The 20,718-nt window shown below is 70.3% G+C and carries 16 protein-coding genes; 11 read left to right on the forward strand and 5 right to left on the reverse strand.

Annotation, left to right across the window (positions count from 1 at the left end; translation table 11 throughout):
* The first annotated feature begins 25 nt into the window (after positions 1 to 25).
* The 3 genes from HNQ61_RS22210 (at position 26) to HNQ61_RS22220 (ending at position 3,720) form a co-directional block, all read left to right on the forward strand.
* On the forward strand, positions 26 to 1,111 hold the full coding sequence (locus HNQ61_RS22210) for a tail fiber domain-containing protein (RefSeq protein WP_170037002.1): 1,086 nt from the start codon (positions 26 to 28) through the stop codon (positions 1,109 to 1,111).
* 75 nt (positions 1,112 to 1,186) lie between these two features.
* The gene (locus HNQ61_RS22215) at positions 1,187 to 2,440 is read left to right on the forward strand and encodes a tail fiber domain-containing protein (protein WP_170037005.1); all 1,254 of its coding nucleotides are present in this window, start codon (positions 1,187 to 1,189) and stop codon (positions 2,438 to 2,440) included.
* Positions 2,441 to 2,526: 86 nt separating this feature from the next.
* Positions 2,527 to 3,720: a tail fiber domain-containing protein gene (locus HNQ61_RS22220; RefSeq protein WP_170037008.1), complete on the forward strand. Its 1,194-nt coding sequence runs from the start codon at positions 2,527 to 2,529 to the stop codon at positions 3,718 to 3,720.
* Between the two features lie 471 nt (positions 3,721 to 4,191).
* Here HNQ61_RS22220 and ligD read toward each other — a convergent pair whose 3' ends face one another.
* The 4 genes from ligD to HNQ61_RS22240 form a co-directional block, all read right to left on the reverse strand.
* Positions 4,192 to 7,011 carry a DNA ligase D gene (gene ligD, locus HNQ61_RS22225; RefSeq protein ID WP_170037011.1) on the reverse strand — a complete coding sequence of 940 codons (2,820 nt, stop codon included), beginning with the start codon at positions 7,009 to 7,011 and terminating at the stop codon, positions 4,192 to 4,194.
* 14 nt (positions 7,012 to 7,025) lie between these two features.
* A complete protein-coding gene (gene ku, locus HNQ61_RS22230; protein ID WP_170037014.1) occupies positions 7,026 to 7,973 on the reverse strand; it encodes a non-homologous end joining protein Ku in 948 nt (315 codons plus the stop codon).
* Between the two features lie 517 nt (positions 7,974 to 8,490).
* Positions 8,491 to 10,254 carry a HEAT repeat domain-containing protein gene (locus HNQ61_RS22235; protein WP_170037017.1) on the reverse strand — a complete coding sequence of 588 codons (1,764 nt, stop codon included), beginning with the start codon at positions 10,252 to 10,254 and terminating at the stop codon, positions 8,491 to 8,493.
* 17 nt (positions 10,255 to 10,271) lie between these two features.
* Complete coding sequence (locus HNQ61_RS22240; RefSeq protein WP_170037020.1) at positions 10,272 to 11,021, reverse strand: polyprenol monophosphomannose synthase; 750 nt, start codon at positions 11,019 to 11,021, stop codon at positions 10,272 to 10,274.
* 100 nt (positions 11,022 to 11,121) lie between these two features.
* On the opposite strand from HNQ61_RS22240, the gene HNQ61_RS22245 reads away from it, so the two are divergent.
* Positions 11,122 to 12,321, forward strand: coding sequence for a glycosyltransferase (locus HNQ61_RS22245; RefSeq protein WP_170037023.1), 1,200 nt, complete (start codon positions 11,122 to 11,124; stop codon positions 12,319 to 12,321).
* 326 nt (positions 12,322 to 12,647) lie between these two features.
* Here HNQ61_RS22245 and HNQ61_RS22250 read toward each other — a convergent pair whose 3' ends face one another.
* Positions 12,648 to 13,034 carry a hypothetical protein gene (locus HNQ61_RS22250; RefSeq protein ID WP_170037026.1) on the reverse strand — a complete coding sequence of 129 codons (387 nt, stop codon included), beginning with the start codon at positions 13,032 to 13,034 and terminating at the stop codon, positions 12,648 to 12,650.
* Between the two features lie 99 nt (positions 13,035 to 13,133).
* Between HNQ61_RS22250 and HNQ61_RS22255 the strand changes: the two genes are divergently transcribed.
* From HNQ61_RS22255 to HNQ61_RS22285, 7 genes are all read left to right on the forward strand, one after another.
* On the forward strand, positions 13,134 to 13,325 hold the full coding sequence (locus tag HNQ61_RS22255; protein ID WP_170037029.1) for a hypothetical protein: 192 nt from the start codon (positions 13,134 to 13,136) through the stop codon (positions 13,323 to 13,325).
* Between the two features lie 10 nt (positions 13,326 to 13,335).
* Positions 13,336 to 13,971, forward strand: coding sequence for a methyltransferase domain-containing protein (locus HNQ61_RS22260; RefSeq protein ID WP_170037032.1), 636 nt, complete (start codon positions 13,336 to 13,338; stop codon positions 13,969 to 13,971).
* 78 nt (positions 13,972 to 14,049) lie between these two features.
* On the forward strand, positions 14,050 to 14,685 hold the full coding sequence (locus tag HNQ61_RS22265; protein WP_170037034.1) for an Ig-like domain-containing protein: 636 nt from the start codon (positions 14,050 to 14,052) through the stop codon (positions 14,683 to 14,685).
* Between the two features lie 159 nt (positions 14,686 to 14,844).
* Positions 14,845 to 15,411: a hypothetical protein gene (locus HNQ61_RS22270; protein ID WP_170037037.1), complete on the forward strand. Its 567-nt coding sequence runs from the start codon at positions 14,845 to 14,847 to the stop codon at positions 15,409 to 15,411.
* Position 15,412: 1 nt separating this feature from the next.
* Positions 15,413 to 16,543 (forward strand): glycosyltransferase, encoded by a 1,131-nt coding sequence (locus HNQ61_RS22275; protein WP_170037040.1) that lies wholly within the window; start codon positions 15,413 to 15,415, stop codon positions 16,541 to 16,543.
* Positions 16,540 to 18,978, forward strand: a complete 2,439-nt coding sequence (locus HNQ61_RS22280) for a YfhO family protein (protein ID WP_170037042.1) — start codon at positions 16,540 to 16,542, stop codon at positions 18,976 to 18,978. The genes HNQ61_RS22275 and HNQ61_RS22280 overlap by 4 nt, the downstream gene beginning before the upstream one ends.
* Positions 18,975 to 19,934: a lysylphosphatidylglycerol synthase domain-containing protein gene (locus HNQ61_RS22285; RefSeq protein WP_170037054.1), complete on the forward strand. Its 960-nt coding sequence runs from the start codon at positions 18,975 to 18,977 to the stop codon at positions 19,932 to 19,934. The genes HNQ61_RS22280 and HNQ61_RS22285 overlap by 4 nt, the downstream gene beginning before the upstream one ends.
* Positions 19,935 to 20,718 lie beyond the last annotated feature (784 nt).

A 20,718-nucleotide genomic window follows, 5' to 3' on the forward strand; every position in this document is an offset into this window, starting at 1 on the left:
CCTCCTGAACGTGATAGAGGTAACGATGAAGATCATGATTCGTGGCGGGCTGGCCTTGGCCGCCCTTGTCGCCTCCGCCGCCACGGCGGCCGCGCAGACCCCGGATTCCGCCTTTGCCGTGAGCAGCGGCGGCGCGGGCCTGTTCCGCGTAAACGTCGACGCCGGCACCCTGTTCGGCGGCGTCTACGACGGCGACAACAGTGGAACCGGGATCCCCGCCGAAGGCTCGGGAACGCGGATGATGTGGTATCCGCGCAAGGCCGCCTTCCGGGCCGGCGGCATCAACGGCACGCAGTGGGATGGGGCCAACATCGGCGACTACTCGGTGGCCATCGGCCAGGACGTGCGCGCCAGCGCGTCGAATGCCACGGCGTTCGGCCTGCGCAGCACCGCGGCGCAGCAGTCGTCGTTCGCCGTGGGTGAGGACAACACGGCGTCGGGCGCCGCGTCGGTGGCCATGGGCTATCACGCGCACACCAACGCGCGCCAGGGCTCGTTCGTGTTCAGCGACCGCTCTTCGGTCGACACGCTGCGCGCGGGGGTGAACCACTCCGCCAACTGGCGCACCAGCGGCGGCTTCCGGATCTTCACCAGCAGCAACCTGAGCACCGGCGTCACCATCCAGTCCGGCGCGACCGTCAGCAACTGGGGGCAGAGCAACGCGGTGATCAGCACCAGCACCGGCGCCTACCTGAGCACCAGCGGCGTGTGGACCAACACCTCGGACGTGAACCGCAAGCACCTGTTCGAGGCCGTGTCGGGCGAGGACGTACTGTCCCGCCTGCGCACCATGCCCGTGACGTCTTGGAGCTACCGGACGGATGACGCCGGGATCCGCCATCTGGGCCCCACGGCGCAGGACTTCCGCGCCGCCTTCGGCCTGGGCAACGACGACGTGACCATCGGCACGGTGGACGCGGACGGCGTGGCGCTGGCCGGCGTCAAGGCGCTGGATGCGCGCTCGGCGGTGCAGGGCGAGGAGATCCGCGCGCTGCGCGAGCAGAACGCGGCGCAGCAGGCCGAGATCGAGCGCCTTCGCGCCGAGCAGGCCGCCACCGCCGCCCGCCTGGAGCGGCTGGAGCGGGCCCTGCATGCCGTGCCGGGCAACTGATCGACTCTGTTCTTCGATGACGCGGCGGTACGGCCTCCGGGCGCACCGCCGTAACACCACCTGACGATGATCATCATGAGCAATCGCGCTCGTTCCGCCACCGTCGCCGCCGCCGTGCTGGCCGCCGTGGCCGCGTACACGCCCTCCGCCGCCGCGCAGGCGGACTCGGCTTTTGCCGTAAGCGCCAGCGGCGCCAGCCTGATGCGGCTGAACACCGACGCCAGCTTCGTCGTCCGCGGCACCGCCGACGAGCAGGCCGAAGTCTACTCCGGCAACGTGGCCGCCACCGGCGCCGGCGTCCGCATGCTGTGGATCCCCCAGGCCTGGGCGTTCCGCGCGGGCAAGGTGGACAGCTTCGGCGCCAACTACTGGAACCCGGGCAGCATCGGCTTCGGCTCGGCCGCATTCGGCGAGAACACGCGCGCCAGCGGCAACCACTCGTTTGCGGCGGGCCTCACGACGAATGCCAGTGGCGACGAGGCAGTGGCGCTGGGCAACAGCGGCACGGCCACCGGCGACCGCTCCTTCAGCTTCAACGGCACTGCCTCGGCGGTGGGCGCGGTCGCGATCGGCAGCGGCGCGCAGGCCACCAACGACGATGCGCTCGCCATGGGGCCCAGCTCCATCGCCGGCGGCCTCGCCTCCATCGTGATCGGGCCCAGCATCGCCAACGGCAACTTCGGCGTGGCGATCGGCCTGCAGAACAGCGCCAGCGGCCAGTTCTCCGTGGCCATCGGCAAGAACGCGCGTACCGCCAACCGGCAGGGCAGCGTGGTGCTGGGCGACGGCTGCGCCGGCTTCTCGTCGGACTCGGTCTATCCCACGGCCAACAACCAGTTCATCGCGCGTGGCTGCGGAGGCATCAAGTTCTTCACCAGCCAGAACCTGTCGTCGGGCGTGCAGGTCGCGGCGGGCGGCGGCTCGTGGAGCAGCATTTCTGACCGCAACCGCAAGGAGCACTTCCTGGAGCTGGATGGGGAAGACGTGCTTTCGCGCCTGCGCAACGTGCCGGTGAGCACCTGGAACTACATCGCGCAGGAAGATTCGGTGCGCCACATGGGCCCGATGGCGCAGGACTTTTCCGCCGCGTTCGGCCTGGGCGAGGATTCGCTCATGATCAACACGGTGGACATCGACGGTGTGAACATGGCCGGCGTCAAGGCGCTGACTACGCGCACGGATGCGCTGCGCGCCGAGAACGAGCAGCTTCGCGCGCAGGTTGCCGCGCAGCAGGCCGAAATCGTGCGTATGCGTGACGAGCAGGCCGCCACCGCCGCCCGGCTGGAGCGGATCGAGCAGGCGCTGCGGGCCGCGGCTCCCCGCCCGTAGTACGACGGTCTCATCGCTGGATTGCAGACAGGCGGGCCGCCCCATCCGGGCGGCCCGTTTCTACTTCGCCTACGGAACGCACTGAAATGGCAACTCGCGCCCGTTCTACCGCTCTGATCACCGCCGTACTCGCCGCGGCGGCCGCGTACGCCCCGTCCGCCGCGGCGCAGGCCGACTCGGCCCTGGCCGTGAGCCGCAACGGCGCCAGCCTGATGCGGCTGAACGCCGACGGCGGCTTTGTCGTCCGCGGCACGGAGGGGGAGGGGAGCCTTCCCGCGACCGGCGCCGGAGTGCGCATGATGTGGTTTCCCAACCGGGCGGCGTTCCGCGCGGGGCGGGTGGGAACCTTCGACTCGAATGACGGCTCGACCTACTGGGACCTGAACAACGTCGGCGTGGCATCGGCCGCGTTCGGCACCAACACCCGCGCTTCGGGCGCGAGCTCGTTCGCGGCGGGGTACCGGGCAACGGCCAGTGGCACCAACAGCTTTGCGGTCAACGGCACCGCTTCGGGACTGAACTCTGTCGCCATGGGTGACGGCGCGCAGGCGACCAACGAGGGCGCGGTCGCCTTGGGGCCCAGCTCCATCGCGGGCGGCCTGTACTCCATCGTGCTCGGGCCCAGCATCGCAAACGGCAACTTCGGCGTGGCGATCGGCCTGCAGAACAGCGCCAGCGGGCAATTTTCCGTCGCGATCGGCAAGAACGCGCGTACGGCCAACCGGCAGGGCAGCGTGGTGCTGGGCGACGGCTGCGCCGGGTTCTCGTCGGACTCGGTGTATCCCACGGCCAACAACCAGTTCGTGGCCCGCGGCTGCGGCGGCATCCGGTTCTTCACGACCCAGAACCTGTCGTCCGGCGTGGAAGTGGCGCCGGGTGGCGGCTCGTGGAGCAGTATCTCTGACCGCAATCGCAAGGAAAACTTCCTGGATCTGGATGGCGAAGACGTGCTGGCCCGCCTGCGCAATGTTCCGGTGAGCACCTGGAACTACCGCACGCAGGATGCGTCCATCCGCCACATGGGTCCCATGGCGCAGGATTTTGCCGCCGCCTTCAGCCTGGGCGAGAGCAACCTGCTGATCAACACGGTGGACATCGACGGCGTGAACATGGCGGGCGTAAAGGCGCTCACCACGCGCACCGACGCGCTGCGCACGGAGAACGAGCAGCTCCGCGCCGAGAACGCGCAGCAGGCCGCGCAGATCGCCGACCTGCGCGCACGCATGGAACGCCTGGAGGCGCTGGTCAACGCGGGGCAGGGAACCGCGCCGAAGCCCTGACGCTCCGGATCCATCCGCAGGAAACCGAATCGCCGCCCCGAGACTGCTCGGGGCGGCGATTTTCGTCTCAGGCGCAGAGCCCGTGAGCAATCGGGATCGTCACACCATCAACAAAAGACCTCGCCTGCTGGATGGCCCCGCCGCGCGAGCCGTCGCTGGCGATGCGCTGAGGTCTCCCTTTCTCCCGCGGAGCGGGGGAGAGGGGGGGCCTCTCCGGCCGGTAGGCACCGTCCGGAACGAGATGAGTGGTCCTTCTCCCCTCTGCGTGCGGCAGTTTGCACGGGGAGGGGCCGGGGGAGGGGCCTCCCCGGCCGGCGCTGAACGAGGCTCCCGCAGCAGAGAAAGTCGGCGCCCGATACCCGACCCGAGTACCGCGCAAGCGAATCGCCGCCCCCGGACCTCTTCGGGGCGGCGATTCCGTAGTCTCACGCGGAGGTCGCGGGGGACGCGGAGGTCGCGGGGACTCCGCGCCTATTTCAGCCCCAGTTCCGTCCGCATCTTTTTCGTCAGCGACTGCTTCGTCGTCCAGAACTCGGCCCACGGATCATCCTTGAGCCCGCGGACGCGCTCGATGACGGCAGCGGGGGTGAAGTCGTCGGTCCGCAGGGCAGGGGTCAGTTCATCCCACCGCAACGGGACGCTGATGGCGCCCGACGGCCGCGCACGGATGCAGAACGCCGCGATCGCGGTGGCGCCGCGCCCGTTTCGCAGGAAGTCGATGTAGATCTTGCCCTTGCGCGCGGCGATCGTCGACTTCGTCACGTACTTGCCCGGGTTGGCCGCGCTGATGTCCGTCGCCAGCGCCCGGCTGAACTCCTTTACCTCATCCCACGTGTGGCGCTTGTTGATGGGGACGACAACGTGCAACCCCTTGCCGCCGGTCGTCTTTACGAAGCTCGCCAGCCCCAGCTCCGCCAGCCGGTCGCGGATCTGCAGCGCGGAATCCATGATGCGCTGCCACGACACGCCGGGCCCGGGATCCAGGTCCATGATGAAGCGGTCCGGCTTCTCGAAGCTGGTGCGTTTGGCGTTGGAGGTGTGCATCTCCAGCACGCTCATCTGCACCAGCGCCACCAGCCCGGCGGTGGAGTGCACGTACGTGTAGACCTTTTCCTCGCCGTCGTTCTCCGTCACCGTGGTGCGGCCCACCTGAGGCGCGAAATGCTCGTCTCCGTGCTTCTGGAAGAAGCAGGGTCCTCCCACCCCGTCCGGACAGCGAACGAGCGTCAGCGGGCGATCCTTGACGTGCGGCAGCATCCAGTCCGCCACCGCCTCGTAGTAGCGCGCCAGCTCCAGCTTGGTGATCCCTGCGGCGGGAAAGAGCAGCTTGTCGGGGCTGGTCAGCCGGATGCCGGCCACCATCGCCTCGTTCGCCTTGCCGCGGCGGGGCACCGTCTTTGTGGTCGAGGGAGGCACGGGGCGCGTGGTGGCGGAGGGTTTCTGCTCGCGCGCGGTGGCGGTCGGCTTTCCCGCGCGTGCGGGCCTGGCCGGCGTCTCGGCCGCGGACAGGTGGCCGGCGCTCTCGCGGACGACCTGCGCGGCGGGCTTGTCCTCGCGCAGCCCCTGGAACACGGGGTGGCGCAGGATGTTGTCGCCGGTCCATTCGGTGAACGAGATCTCGCAGACCAGCTTCGGCTCCACCCACGTCACCCCGGCGGGACGGCGCCCCTTGCGCCCGTAGTCGCTGAACGGCGATTCCTCTCGCGACAGCGGGCGGAGCGCGGCGTGCAGCTGCCGCAGGGAAGCCTCGTTGAAGCCCGTCCCCACCTTGCCGGAGTAGATGAAGTCCCCGTTCTCGTCGTGCACGCCCACCAGCAGCGCGCCAAAGTGCGAGCGCGAGCCCTGCGGCGCGGTGAACCCGCCAATGACGAACTCCTGGCGCAGCAGGCACTTGACCTTGAGCCAGTCGCGCGTCCGCCTGGTGGCGTACGGGCTGTCCGCGCGCTTGCTGATGATGCCCTCCAGCCCCATCCCGCACGCCTGCTGGTAGAACACGGCGCCGTTGCCCACGATGTGGTCGCTGTAGCGCACCGGGCCCGCGGAATCGCCCGCCAGCAGCTCGCGAAGTGCCTCCTTGCGGGAGAGCAGGGAAGCCCCGCGCAGGTTCATTCCGTCGCGGTGCATCAGGTCGAACGCGTAGAACACCAGCTCGCTCGTCCGCCCGCTGTTCAGCACGTTCTGCAGCGCCTGAAAGCTGGTGCGGCCGTCGGGGGATAGGACGACGAGTTCGCCGTCCAGCACCGCGTCGCGAACGGGGAGCGCGGACAGGGCGGTGGCCATCTCAGGGAATTTGCTCGTCCAGTCGTTGCCGTTGCGGGTGATGAGCCGCGCCTTGCCGCCGCGCACGTGCGCGACGAGCCGGTAGCCGTCGTACTTGATCTCGTGGATCCAGTCGTCGCCGGCGGGGACGTCGTCCACCAGCGTGGCCAGGGCAGGGGTGAACTCGGCCGGAAACGCCGCCCGCTTCGCCCCGGGGATCGCGGCCGGCTTCGCGGCGGGAGCGGCTTTCCCCGGTGCGGCTTTCCCGGACGCGGCCGTCTCCGCCGTGGAGCGCACGGCGGATTTCGCGGCCGGCTTCTTCGCGGCGGCGGGCTTTCTGGCGGCCGGCTTCCTCGCCGCGGGCGCTGGCTTCTTCGCGCCCGGCTTGCCGGCGGGCTTCTTCGCGGGCGTTGAGCGGATCAGTGCCTCAGCGGCGGGTGCCTTGCTGTCCCAGTGCGCGTCCGCGTCGGCGGCGATCTCCTCCATCGTGCGCCCCGTATCCACGCTGGTCATCACTTCTTCGGTGATGATGCCGGCGGATTCCGGCCGGGCGACGTCGTCCTCGTCCTTGAAGAGCAGCCACTGCTCCTTTTCGCCGTCCGCGCCGCGGCGGGAGCGCACCAGGTGCCATCCGCCGTGCAGCCGTTCGCCGTCCAGCCGAAAGCGCAGGTGGCCCTTGCGGTACGCCTTGCGCGGGTCCTCGTCCGGCACCCACGCGCCGCGGTCCCACAGCATCACCGTGCCGCCGCCGTACTCGCCGCGGGGGATGATCCCCTCGAATACGCCGTACTCGATGGGATGGTCTTCCACGTGGATGGCCAGCCGCTTGACGCCGGCGTCCAGGCTGGGGCCCTTGGGCACCGCCCAGCTCAGCAGGACGCCGTCCAGCTCCAGGCGAAAGTCGTAGTGGAGGTGGCTGGCCGCGTGCTTCTGGATGACGAACGAGAGCACGTCCCCCGAGTGGTGGACGTGCCCTTCTGGTTCATCGGTGACGCGAAAGTCGCGCTTGCGCTTGTACTCGTCGAGGCCCATTCGGCGATTCCGGGTCAGGCCGCCTTGCGCTTCTTGGCGCTGCTGGGCCGGGGCTTGGAGGTGGCGGCCGAGGTGGCCTTGCGCGGCTTGGGCTTGGCGGCGGACGGGGCGGTGGACGCCGCCTTGGGCTTCGCGGCCGCCTTGCGGGGCGCAGCCTTTTCGCCGCCGGTGGCTTCCACGCTGCGCTTGAGCAGCGACATGATGTCGATCACGCCCTCGCGCGATTCCGCGGCCTCGGGAACAGGCGTTTCATCCGGCGCGTCGGTCTGGCCGCTCTCGATGCGCTCGTGGATGAGGTGCATGAGGTCGTCGCGGTAGCTGTCGTGGTACTTTTCCGGCGACCACTCCGCGGTCATGCCTTCCACCAGGCGCTCCGCCATCTCCAGCTCGCGCTCGTTGACGCCCAGGGCGCCCAGGTCCTCGCCGGGCACCTCGAGCTCCTCGGTGGCGCGGATCTCGTTGGGATAGCGCAGGATTTCCAGCACCAGCACGTCGCCCTGGGGCACCACGGCCGCCAGGTGCTCGCGCGAGCGGATGACCACCTTGGCGATGCCCACCTTGCGGGTGCGCTTGAGCGCCTCGCGCAGCAGCGCGTAGCCCTTGGGGTTCTTGCCCATGGGCGCCAGGTAGTACGGCTTGTCGTAGAAGACGGTGTCGATGTCGTCGAGGTCCACGAAGTCGGTGATCTCGACGGTCTGCGTCTTTTCGGGATTCGCCCGGCGCAGGTCCTCGTCGCTGAGCACGACGTAGTGGCCGCTCTCGTACTCGTAGCCCTTGACGATGACGTCCATCTCGACTTCGTCGCCGGTGGCCTTGTTGTACTTGCGGTAGCCCACGGGCGCGAGGTTGCGGCGGTCGAGCTGCCGGAAGCTCAGCTCGTCAGGCTTTTCGGCGCTGAACAGCCCCACGGGGATGTTCACGAGTCCGAAGCTGATGTTGCCTTTCCAGATTGCGCGTGCCATCTCGTTGCTCCTGAGTCACATGGGAACCCCGTCCAACGCAACCCCCGGTCCAATTCGTATAATATGCATTATGTAAACTAGGTGCTGTGGAGAAGTGTGGAAAAGCCCTCATGGCCGTGGGAATCTGTGGATTAGGCTGGATTGGCGGGCTGATCCCCCGCTCCGGCGGGTGCTTCGGGGCGATGACCGTCAGGCCGCCCGCAGGACGCGTTTGACGTCGCAGAGAGCGCCGGGAGGATGCCCGTGTTGCGGATCGCGCGTCCTGGGCGATTCTCGCGAGCCGATTTTTTTCGGGCCGATGACAGAACCGCCGCCCGGGCGTCAGCGCGGGCGGCGGGCTCTACTGCCGTTTCACACGGAGGTCACGGAGGATGCACGGAGGGCACGGAGGTAGAAACGAGAAAGGTCTCACGCCGGGGTCCCCGGAGTCTCGGAGGGGTTTCCCTCTGTTGACTCCGTTGACTCTGTGTGAGACCGATCTGTTTCCGTTCTCTCGGTAGAGATGCGGTTGATGGGGCTACAGCGTGGCGAGCAGCCGGCGGGCTTCTTCGGCCAGCTCGTCGCGGCCGCCCGCTACGGACTGCAGCGCGTCGCGGGCCGCGGGCGCGCTGATCCTGGCGATCGCCTGCAGCGCGGCCAGCTTGGGCTTGGTGACTTTCTTGAGCGACAGCAGCGACCGCTTGGTGACGATGGCCAGCAGCGCCGGCAGCGCCTCCGCCGATCCCAGCCGCCCGAGTGCCTGGGCCGACGCGATCTGCAGCTCCTCGTCGCCTTCGTTCAGCGTGCGGGTGAGGAACGGGACGGCGGCCACCTCGCCCACCGCGCCCAGCCCCTGCACCGCTTCGCGCTTCACCGTCCGGTCCGTATCACCCAGCAGATCCAGCAGCAGCCGCATGGAGCCGCGCCCGCCCAGCGACGCCGCGGTGCGCGCCGCGTCAGCGCGCACGGCGGGATCGCGGTGGGCGGCGGCTTCGGTGGCCCACTTCCGCCCGAGCTCCGCGTCCACGCCGGGCCCGCGCACCAGCTCCAGCAGCGTGCGGACACGGACGGCGCCGGCGTCCTGCACCGCGGCGGAGATCAGCCGTGCGGGCGCGCCCTCGGAGGCAATCAGCGAGCGGAACACGGCGCCGCGCAGCTCCGCGTCCGCCGTGCGGAAGAGCGTAGCCTCCAGCAGCGCCACCGCGTCGCCGCCGGCGAAGCTGAAGAAGCGCAGGATGCGGTCGCGCTCCACGCTGCCGTGGCTCAGCCCCTCCGCCAGGCGCTGCAGCGTGTCGGCGTTGCCGATTCGCTTGAGCGCGGCCCCCGCGCTTTCGCGAAACAGCCGCGACCGGTCCGCGCGCTGCGCCTCATCCACCAGCGTATCGATGATCTCCACCGCCTGCGCCTGCGCGTCGGAGCGCAGCAGCAGCAGCGTTTCCCACGCGGCGGCGTCGGCCAGCTCGTCGTAGCGCGACATGTTGGCGGTTTCGCGAAGCAGCCGCGGCAGCGCCTCCGTCTCGCGCCGGTCGCTGCCCGCCGCGCGAAAGAAGTGGTACATGTCGCCGCTGGACGGCTCCTCGCGCGGCGCGTCGCCCGCGGGCGCGTCGGAATCAGCGGCGGGTGCTTCCCCGCCCGCCGGCGAGACAAGTTCCTGGAACGGGTCCAGGATCTCGAACTCCGCCAGCTCCGTCCGCTCAAAGTCGTCCCCCATCCACACCGACGCCCCCGTTCCCGCCGGGACCGCCGCGTCCGCCGCTGACTCAGCCGGCGCGAAAGCCGGCGCTTCGCTGGGCGACGGCGTGTCGGTGGACGACACCGCGCCGGCAGACGATGTCTCGACGGAAGCCGTCCCGGTGGATGGCGGGGCTTCGGCGGGGGGCGCGGCGCGGCGCGGGGCCGGCTTGTAGACGTCGCCCGCCGCGGTGCTCGCGTACACGCCGTGGGGCGCGGCATCCGCCAGCGCGCCGATCAGCCCGCCGGCGCCCAGCTCCCCCGCCCCGCGCGCGGCGGCGGCAAAGACGGCCTCCAGGTCCTCTGCGCTGGCGTCCGGCGTGAAGCCGATGCGGTTGATGCGCAGCGTGATCAGGTGGCCCGCGGAGCGCAGAACGACCGGATCCACCGCGCCCACCGGCTGGCCCTTGCTGGTGAAGCCGGTGAACTGGACGTCCAGCACCAGGCTCTTCTGCGCCGACAGCACCTCCGACAGCGCCTCGTGCGCCTCCGCCGCGCGCGCGGACGGCTCGCCCTCGCGCTGAATGGCGAGGGCGAGAACGCGGACAAAGCGGGCGGCGGCTTCCTGCATGCGGTCGGCGGCGGAAATCAGGGGGTCAGCCGCGGGTCCCGGCGGCCTTCCAGCCGGCCTAGGAGCGAAAGCGCGCGCAGCCGCCACACGCGCCACACGGCTTCGCGGATGATCTTCTTGCTCATCTTGCTTTCGCCCACGTCGCGGTCCACGAACATGATGGGGATTTCGCCCAGGCGGAATCCCTTCTTCCACGCGCGAAAGCTCATCTCGATCTGGAACGCGTAGCCGTTGCTTTCCACCCGGTCCAGCGAAATGGACTCCAGCACCTCGCGACGGAAGCACTTGAAGCCGCCCGTGGCGTCGGCGATGGGCAGGCCGGTGACCCAGCGGGCGTACAGGTTGGCGAAGTAGCTGAGCAGAAGCCGCCCCATGGGCCAGTTCACCACCGTCACGCGGCCGTGCAGGTAGCGCGAGCCCAGCACCAGGTCGTACTCCTGGATGGCCTCCAGAAAGTGCGGCAGGTGCGTGGGATCGTGGCTGAAGTCGGCGTCCATCTCGAACAGAAAGTCGTACTCGCGCTCGATGCCCCACTTGAAGCCGGCCAGGTAGGCGGTGCCCAGCCCCTGCTTTCCGGCGCGGTGCAGAACGTGGACGCGCGACTCGGCCGCGGCGATCTCGTCGGCCAGGCGGCCGGTTCCGTCGGGCGAGTTGTCGTCCACGACGAGGATTTCCAGCCGCTCATCGCGGGAGAGCACCGACGGAACGAGACGCGGCAGATTCTCGCTCTCGTTGTAGGTCGGGATGATGACGAGGGCGCGCTGCAAACGTCCGAAACGGATGGAAGTGCTTGTACCGGCTGAGATCAGCCCGTAGGTTGGGCGGGATGCACAATCCTATCGCGGCGCCCCTCTCCCCACAAGAGAAGTGAAGGTTCTGTACCTGGTTTCGGCGTACGCCCGGGACCCCGAGGACGTGATCACCCCGTGGCTGGTGGAAACGATCCGCCGCCTGCGCACCCGCGGCGTGGAGGCCGAGGTGCTGGCCCCGTCGTACCGCGGGCTGGCCACGCAGACGGTGGAGGGCGTGCGCGTGCACCGCTTTCGCTACGCCCCGCGCCCGTGGGAAACGCTGACCCACGACCAGACGGCGCCGGACCGCATCCGCGAGCGACCCGCCTTTCTGTCGCTCGTCCCCGGGTACGTGGCCGCGGGCTCGCTGGCGGCCGCGCGCCTGGCCCGCACGGGGGAGTTCGCCGCCATCCACGCCTTCTGGCCCCTGCCCCACGGCGTCATCGGCCTGGCGGCCAAGCGCGCGTCGGGGGTGCCGCTGGTAAGCACCTTCTTTGGCGTGGAGCTTACGTGGATGGAAAAGGAGCTGCCGTTCCTTTCCCCCGTCCTCCGCCGCATCGTGCGCGGGTCGGACGCGGTGACGGCCATCAGCAGCTACACGGCGGAGCGGCTGCGGCGGCAGGTGCCCGGCGCGGACCCGGCCATCATTCCCTTCGGCGCCACAGTGGAGCCCTCCGCGTTCGCCACGGCCGGCGTGCCGCGCGATGCGGACGCCCCGTTCGAGCTGCTGTTCGTGGGGCGGCTGGTGGAGCGCAAGGGCGTGCATCTGCTGCTGGACGCGCTCGCTTCTCTGCCCCCGGACCGGCGCGTGGTGCTGCGCGTGGTGGGCGACGGGCCGGATCGCGCGCGGCTGCAGGCCCGCGCGGAAGAGCTGGGGCTGGGCGGGCGCGCCGTCTTTCACGGCTTCGTGTCGAAAGATGAACTGCAGTTGCGGATGGCGGAATGCGACTGCTTCGTCCTTCCCGCCGTCGTCGATTCCAAGGGCGACACCGAGGGGCTGGGCGTGGTGCTGCTGGAGGCGATGAGCTACGGCAAGCCGACCATCGCCAGCGCGGCGGGCGGGATCGTGGACATCGTGCGCGACGGGCGCAACGGCTTTCTCGTCCCGCCGGGAGACGCCACCGCGCTCGCCGGCGCCATCGGCCGGATGATGGACGATCCGGAGGGTGCACGGCGGATGGGGATGAACGGCCGCGACGACGTGCGCACGGGGTTCTCGTGGGACGTCATCGTCGGCCGCCTGGCGGAGGTGTACGACTCCGTCCGCCGCCGCTGATCGACCGAAGCGCAGTCATCGACGGACGCAGATCAGGTAGATAAACGACGGCGGCCCCCGGGATGATCCCTGGGACCGCCGTCAATCTTTTGCAGGAGCAGCTGAAGTCATCGGAACAATGGCGGTAATCCTCACACACCGCCGTAACGCGTCACCGGCACGTGACCGCGGAGCCCGGCGTGAGTTCTCCCCTCTCCGTGCGGCAGTTTGCACGGGGAGGGGCCGGGGGAGGGGCCTCCCAGCCCGGCGACGAGCGATCATTCAGGAAATCCTCGATCACTCGATCCACCGATCCGCTATCCGTGATCCACCATCCCCTGCCCCGCTCACCATTCCGCCGTCCACGTGCCCTCCCACGAGCGGTCGTTCTGCGTCCAGACGACGAAGCCGCCAGCGGTGCGTCCGCGCACCGTGCCTGAGTACTGGGCCGTGAAGTCGCTGTTCTGGCCTGAATCCTCGCGCCGCAGCTCGATCTCGTGCGAGGTGAATTTCGCCACGCGGACGCGGGCCGTCGCGCCGTCCGCCCACGACGCCGCGTACTCGCTGCCCGTCCACCTGAAGGTGCCGCAGATGCGGGCGGTGTTTTCTTCGCAGACCGTCATCCGCGCGGGGGGCACGGGCGGCAGCTCTCGCCACGAAGCGCATGCCGCCACGAGCGACAGCATCAGCGCGGCGCGAACCGGCAGCCTGGAGAAAGCGCTTGTGTGGAGCATGGGCATGGCGGGGATCAGGTGAGATCAGGAGTCCCGCCGAATATGCGCGTTCACTCGCACGCGTGACAACGGTGGCGTGTTCGGCGGGATGTTGGGTGGATGGCCATCCGCCGACCGCTCGATGGGCACCACGCGGAACGCTCGCCGCCTTTCCCCCATCGCACGATCCGAAGTAGATTCCCCGAATCCGCACCGGCCGGGCGCGCACCGACGCCGCCGGCCGCCGCGGACGATCCACGCAGCTCCCTGCGCGACAACGGGATCGGCTGCGCGCACCTCACCATCGACTGAACGCCCTTTCGTGGTACAACCCGCCGACTGGAACAACTTCCGGGTAGACCAGATCTCCTGGCCCACCTTTGCGAAGCGCAACCTGATCCACTGGGACCTGATCCGCGAAACGGTGCGCCGCGCGGCGGGTTCCGCGCTGGAGGTGGGCGTGGGGAGCGGCGCGCAGTCCGCGCTGATCTCGCGCTGGGTGCCGCACACGGTGACGGTGGACAACGACGCGCGCATCATGAAAGCCGCGCTCCCCAACCTGGAGCGCTTCGGCCCGCGCACGCGCGTGGTGGGCGCGGACGCGTTCCGCCTGCCGTTCGCCGACCAGTCGTTCGGCGTGTCCCTTTCGCAGGGGCTGATGGAGCACTTCAGCGACGAGCAGATTCACGGGCTGGTTCGCGAGCAGCTTCGCGTGTGCCGCTCCGTGGTGTTCAGCGTGCCCTCCGACCGCTACCCGCGCCAGGACGTGGGGAACGAGCGGCTGATGACGCCCGCGCAATGGGCCGCCATCATCGGCGGTGTGGCGGACGCGTCGCGCTACACCGTCCGCGCGCGGTACTATCGCGGCGACCTGGAAGCGCTCAAGTACTCCATCCTGGCCCGCAAGGCGCTGGGCTCGTTCAGCGTGCTGGTGACCATCGACCGCAAGCGCGGCTGACACGCGCCCGGGTGCCGCCGCGTTCGGCGGCGCACGCCCATTCTCACACGCGGAATCCGCACCGAAGCGTTGCGATTGATGAAGATGCGTTCCTGCGCGCCGCTGGCCGTCCATGCCGTGGCGTTCGTGGTCCTTGCCGCCTGCGCCAGCGCCGACACGCCGACCGAAACCGGTCCCCGGCCCGCGGGGCTCAACGCCGACGTGGTGGCGGTCGCGCCCGGGGGCTCGCGCACCCTGCGCCTGGTGGACGCGGCCGGAACGGCGGTCGCCGCCGGTGGCGTCAGGTGGAAGTCCGCCGACCCGAGCGTGGCCAAGGTGAACGGTTCCGGCGTGGTGACCGCCAAGAAGCTGGGCGGCGCCGTCATCTCGGCGCGGGTGGGCGACGACACGTTCAGCGCGGTCGTGTGGGTGGTTCCGCCTTCCATCCAGTCGTGCGAAACCAACACGGCGCGGCTGTGCGCCACCTGGACGCTGAACGAGAACGGCCAGTACGACGCGGTGTGGACGCAGGGTTCGGTGGCCGTGATCTCCGTCCGCAAGTTCACCCCGGACAGCGCCGCGTTCCTGCGCGTGGACCCCAGCGGCACGTCGCGGGGAATGCGCGCCCACTACCAGGGCGCCCACGAGGACGGCAGCCTGCGGGGCGGGCTCGTCACCTGGACGGCCGCCGGGTCGAACACCAGTTTCAGCGGCACGTGGGTGGCAGGCTGGTAGCCCGCGATGGAGCGGCACACCAGCGGGGGAGCGTCCGGGCGGGCGCTCCCCCGCTCCGCATCCGGCGTCCACCGCGTACACGCGGCCCGCAGCAGCTTGCTGCATCCTCGCTCGGCCCGGTATCTTTCCCCGCTTCTGCTCACGCGCTCCAAGGTGCGAATGTCTTCCCTTCTCCGCCGGTCCCTTCCGCTCGCCGCCGTGCTCGCGCTCGCCGCGGGCGCGTTCGCCGGGTGCGCCGCGCGCGACCCGGTGATGCTGGAAGACGCGTTCGACGGGGAGAACGGGGGAAGACCGGCGCTGATGTACGCGGGGTTCTCCAACTGGGTGGTGGAAGGCGGGACGGTGGACCTGATCGGCGCCCGCTCGGAGTGGGACTTCATCCCGGGGAACGGGCTGTACGTGGACCTGGACGGCGACCGGCCTGACGGCGTGACCTTCAAGCCCGGCGTGCTGGCGAGCCGTGACGAGTTCGCGCTGCAGCCCGGCGTTTATGAGCTGACGTTCCGCGTGGCCGGCTCGCAGCGCGGCGACCGCAACACCGTGGTGGTTACGCTCGGCTCCGTGTTCCGCCGGTCCATCACGCTGGAAAGCGGCGACCGGTTCGGGTATTCCGTTCACCGCATCGTGGTGCGGCGGGCCCAGAAGGCGCGGCTGCGCTTTGACAACGCCGGCGCGGACGGGTACGGCCTGCTGCTGGACGACGTTCGCCTGGCCCGGGTACGCTGACGTGCTGCGCGTTCTGCACATCATCTACGACGATCCCGCGAACCCCTGGGTGGCCGGCGGCGGCGCGGTGCGCGTGCTGGAGCTGTACCGGCACCTGGCGGACCGCGTGGACGTCACCGTGGCCACCGGCAACTACCCCGGCGCGCGGGATGAGACGATCGGCGGCGTGCGCTACGTCCGCCTGGGCGCCCCCGGCCCGTACGCGTACAGCCGCCTGACGTACGCGCGCGCCGCCAACGCCCTGCTGCGGAGCGCGGCGTACGACGCGGCGGTGTTCGACTTCAGCACCTACACCCCGGTGTTCGTGCCGACGGACCGTCCGGCGGGGATCACCGTGCACCACGTGAGCGGGCCCACGGCGCGCGCGCGCTGGGGCCCGGTGCTGGCGCCCGCCATCGGCCGGCTGGAGCGGATGATGATCCGCCGCGCGGCCCGGCTTTCCGCCACCTCGCTGGCCACGCGCGACCTGCTGCGCGCGCTGGCGCCCGGCGTACCCATCGACATGGTGTACGCCGGCGTCCCCGACGAGCTGTTCACCCTGCCGCGCGCGCCGGAGGAGTACCTGCTGTACTTCGGCCGGCTGGACGTATTCCAGAAGGGGCTCGATACGCTGCTGGAGGCCGTTGCCCTCCTCGCGCGCGAGCGCCCCGGGCTGGAGCTGCGCATCGCCGGGCGCGGCAAGGACGCCGAGCGCGTGGCGGCGATGTCGCGCGCGCTGGGGATCGACGGCAACATCCGCATGCTGGGCGCCGTCTCCGAGCAGGAGCGGCAGGCGCTGTTCGCCGGAGCCGCCGTGCAGCTGATGCCGTCGCGCTTTGAGGGCTTCGGCATGGTGGCGGCGGAGGCGATGGCGGCGGGCGTGCCCCTGGTGGCCGCCGCCGCGGGCTCCCTTCCCGAAGTGGTGGATGCGCCCCGCGGGGGATTGACCGTTCCCGCCGGGGACGCCGCCGCGCTCGCCGAAGCGACCGCGCGCCTGCTGGACGACCGCGCCGAGCGCGCCCGACTGTCCCGTTCCGCCCGCGTGTCGGCGGAACGCTTTCGCTGGGCCGCCGTGGCGGCGGACCACCTTGCGTTTCTGCACCGCATCGCCGAGGGGCGCACCGCGCCCCCTTCCCCCTCCGCACGGCCATGACCAAGACCGCTCCCCCGCCCCGCCGCCCGTCGTCGCTGGCGGCCACCGTCGCCGACCATGAACCGGCGCCGGGCGCCGCGATCGCGGCCGGGGCGTACTTCGCGCTGGCGCTCATCTACTTTCTTCCGGCCATGCTGCCGGGGCGCCACATCTACGGCACCGACTACCTGAACGCCGGCTACTTCTTCTACGAGTTCGTGGAGCGGAGCATGTCGTCGGGCCACCTGCCCGGCTGGGTGCCGCAGGTGTACGGCGGCGTGCCGCACTTCGCCAACCCGGGAAGCACCTATTACCCGGTGCTGTACCTGTCGGAGCTGATCGCCCCCGTGCGCATGCTGCTTCCCCTCCTCTTCTGGGTGCAGTTCGGCCTGGCGGGATGGGGAATGTACCTGCTGGGGCGGGAGATGAAGTGCCGCCCGTGGGTGGCGTTCGTGGTGGGGTTCGCCTTTCAGTGGACCGGCATCCTGACCTCGTGGGTGTACGCGGGGCACGACGGGCGCATCATCGTCGCGTCGCTGGCGCCCATGCTCTTCTTCTGCCTGCACCGCGGCATCCGCACGGGCCGCGTGGCGCCGTTCGTTGCGGCCGCGCTGACGGTGTCGTGCGCGCTGCTCTCGTTCCAGATCCAGAACGCGTGGTACCTGCTGCTGGGCGCCGCGCTGTGGGCGCTGTTCCTTCTCATCCACCTGGGCGTGCACCGCGACCGGCCGCGCCTGGCGAAGACGGTGGGGATGGGGATCGCCGCGGTGGCGTTCGGCTTCGTGGCGGCCTCGGTGGACTTTCTTCCCTTCCAGGAGTACGTGGGCCAGTCGCCGCGCGGCATGAGCGGCGGGCGCGGCTACGAGTACTCGACGTCGTTCTCCATGCCGCTGCGCGCGGTGGCGGGGCTGGCGGCGCCGGAGCAGGTGGGCGCCAACGTGCAGAACCCGGCGGGCGAGTACATCCTTCCCGTCTACCGCGGCGAGAACGCGTTCCGCCTGCACACGGAGTACGTGGGCGCGCTGGTGCTGCTGCTGTTCGCGGCGGGGATCGTGTATGCGCGGCGCAACCGGTACTGGCTCTTCTTCGCGGGGCTGGGGCTGTTCGCGCTGACGCTGTCGCTGGGCGGCAATACGCCGCTGTATTACCTGTACTACAACGTTCTCCCCGGGCTCAAGCGGTTCCGCGCGCCGGACCTGGCGTACTACGTCCTCGCATTTTCGCTCATCAGCATGGCGGCGGTGACGCTGGAGCGGCTGGCGGAGGAGCGTGCCGAGCGGGCCGCGCGGCGGATCGGGACGGAGACGAAGGACAATCGTCTGCTGATCGCCATCGGCGCGGTGGTGGGGATCGCGGTGCTGGCGGCGATGACGTTCGGCGCGGGATCGGCGGCCATGGCGGAAGGCACGAGCTCGCTGACCCCGTCGCAGGGGTGGATGCGCTTCGCGTTCTTCGCCGCGCTGACGGGCGGCGCGCTGCTGGCGTGGTGGGCGCGGTCCATCAACACCATCGTGGTGATGGCGCTGCTGTCGCTGATCACCGTGGCGGACCTGTGGGTGATGGGCAAGAAGTTCATGCAGACGGTGGACGGGCCGGAATCGATGTACGCGGAGGATGAGATCGCCGCGTTCTTCCGCACGCAGAAGGAGCGCGAAGGGCCGTTCCGCGTCTTTCCCATCCCCGGGCAGAGCGCGTGGCCGCAGGCGGCGGACTACCCCATGTCGTTCGGCATCGACCAGATCGGCGGCGAGCACGGCAACCAGCTGCAGCGCTACAACGAGTTCGCGGGGCCGGGCGAGCGGACGTACGTGGACTTCCACAACCTGTTCCGCGACCCGCGCTTTCTGGCGGCCGCCAACGCGCGCTACCTGGTGGCCTCGGTGGAGTTCAACGATCCCATGCTGCGCGAGGCGTACCGCGGGCAGAACGCGCTGGTGTACGAGAACCTGTCCGCCCTGCCCCGCGCGTACCTGGCGCAGCAGGTGGTGACCAGCGCACCGGGCAAGTCCATCGACGCCATGAAGAACCCGTCGTGGGACCCGCGCACGCAGGTGGTGGTGGAGGGCGGCGCCCCGGCGCTGGCCACCACGCCGCTGCAGGGGACGGCGCGCGTGACCACGTATGAGCCGGACCGCGTCGTCGTGCAGACCACCAGCAGCCGCCCGGCGATGATGGTGCTGGCGGACAACTGGTACGCGGACTGGCACGCCACGGTGAACGGGCGCCCGGAGCCGGTGCGCATCGCCAACCACACCTTCCGCGGCGTGGTGGTGCCCCAGGGCAGCGCGACGGTGGAGTTCGTGTTCCGCCCGGCCAGGCTGTACACGGGCTTCCGCATCACCCTGGCGTGCTTTGCCCTGCTGGCGCTGTACGGCGTGTACTATCTGGCGACGACGCTGCGCCGGCGCCGCACGCCGGTGACGGTGATGGACGACGCCGCGACCGGGCCCGCATGACGCGAAAGCAGGCGGTGCGCCGGACGGTCGGCGCGCTGCTGATCGCGGCGACGGGATGGTACCTGGTTCACACCATCACCTCGCACTGGGCGGAGATGCGCCGCTTTGACTGGCGCGTCTCGCCGGGGCTGCTGGCCGCCAGCGTGGGGCTGCACGTGCTGGTGCTGGCGTTCGGGGTGCTGGTGTGGAGCCGCGTGCTGCGCCACTTCGACCATCCGCCGGTTCCGCACGGGTCGCTGCAGCGCATCTGGTTTCTTTCCAACCTTGCCCGGTACGTACCGGGCAAGGTCTTTCAGTTCGTGGCGGTGGCGCAGCTGAGCCGTGCGGCGGGGCTTTCCGGCGCGGTGCTGCTGACCTCCATGCTGGTGCACACGGGGATCACGCTGATGGCGTCGATCGTCGTGGCATCGTGGACGCTCACGGGCGGCGTGTTCCGCGGGATCGATCCGCGGTGGACGGGGGTGGCGGCGACGGTGGCGGCGCTGGTTTCGGTGCACCCCGGCCTGCTGAACCGCGTGCTGACGGCCATCCCCAAGCTGCTGGGGCGCGACGTGATCCGGTGGAACGGCACGTGGATGCAGGGCGTGGGGCTGCTGCTGCTGGCGGTGGCGAACTGGGCGTTCTACGGGGTGGCGTACCACCTGTTCGTGGCGGCGCTGGCGCCGGTGCCCTGGTCGCTGCTGCCGCAGATGGCGGGGGTGAACGCGCTGTCGTTCTTTGCGGGATACTGGTCGCCGCTGCCGGGCGGCGGCGGGCTGCGCGAGGCGTCGATGACGCTGTTTCTGCGGCCGTACCTGCCGGATGGCGTGGGCGCGGTGCTTTCGCTCGCGGCGCGGCTGTGGACCATCGCCGCGGAACTGATCGGCGGAGGCGCGGCGCTGCTGCTGGCCCGCGCCACCCTGCGCCCGGTGGATGGCGGCGCGACGGAAGAGGTGCCCGTCCCCCCTGCCCTGTAACCGCACGGAGGGCCTCGCGGGGAGGCCGGACGGCGGGGCTGCACGGCGAGGCTCCGCGGCGAAGCTCCGTGGCGTCGGACGCATCCGACCGACGACTCCGCGCTGATGCTTCCGCACGCGCCTTTCCCGTACTTTGCCTGAAAGGCGTCATCCTGAGGGAGCGCGCGCCGGGCTCTCCGATGGGCCGGATCATGGGCGACCGAAGGATCTGGTCTGCGCCGAGCCAACGTCGCGTGACGCACGCGACCCGCCGTTCCCTCGCGGCGCTCCGTGCCGCTGCCGCCCGGAGTCAAGCGTGGCGAAGAGTAGATCCTTCGGCCCGCGAGGGTTGGCGCATGGGCCGGTCCTGCGCGCTCGGGCCTCAGGATGACATGGTGTGGGGCGCGTCTGACCGCTGTCGTGATCTGATGCGGCACAATGATGCGCCGTGACTTGATGCGGCACCATGCGATCTGCGCATCGCGTGATCCCCCGCCACACCATGTCATCCTGAGGGAGCATGCGCCGTGCTTTCCGGCGCGCCGAAGCATGCGCGACCGAAGGATCTGGCCTGCGCCGAGCCAACGTCGCGTGACGCACGCGACCGGCCGTTCCCTCGCGGCGCTCCGTGCCGCTGCCGCGCCCGGAGTCAGGCGTGGCGAAGAGCAGATCCTTCGGCCCGCGACGACCGGCGCATGTGCGAGCCGGGTGCGCTTGGGCCTCAGGATGACGCCTGCGGGCGGGGGCGTTCGGTGAGGAACGTAGTCTCAGCGGGCCTCAGGATGACGCCTGCGGGCGGGGGCGT

The organism is Longimicrobium terrae, assembly GCF_014202995.1.
GTDB lineage: Bacteria > Gemmatimonadota > Gemmatimonadetes > Longimicrobiales > Longimicrobiaceae > Longimicrobium > Longimicrobium terrae.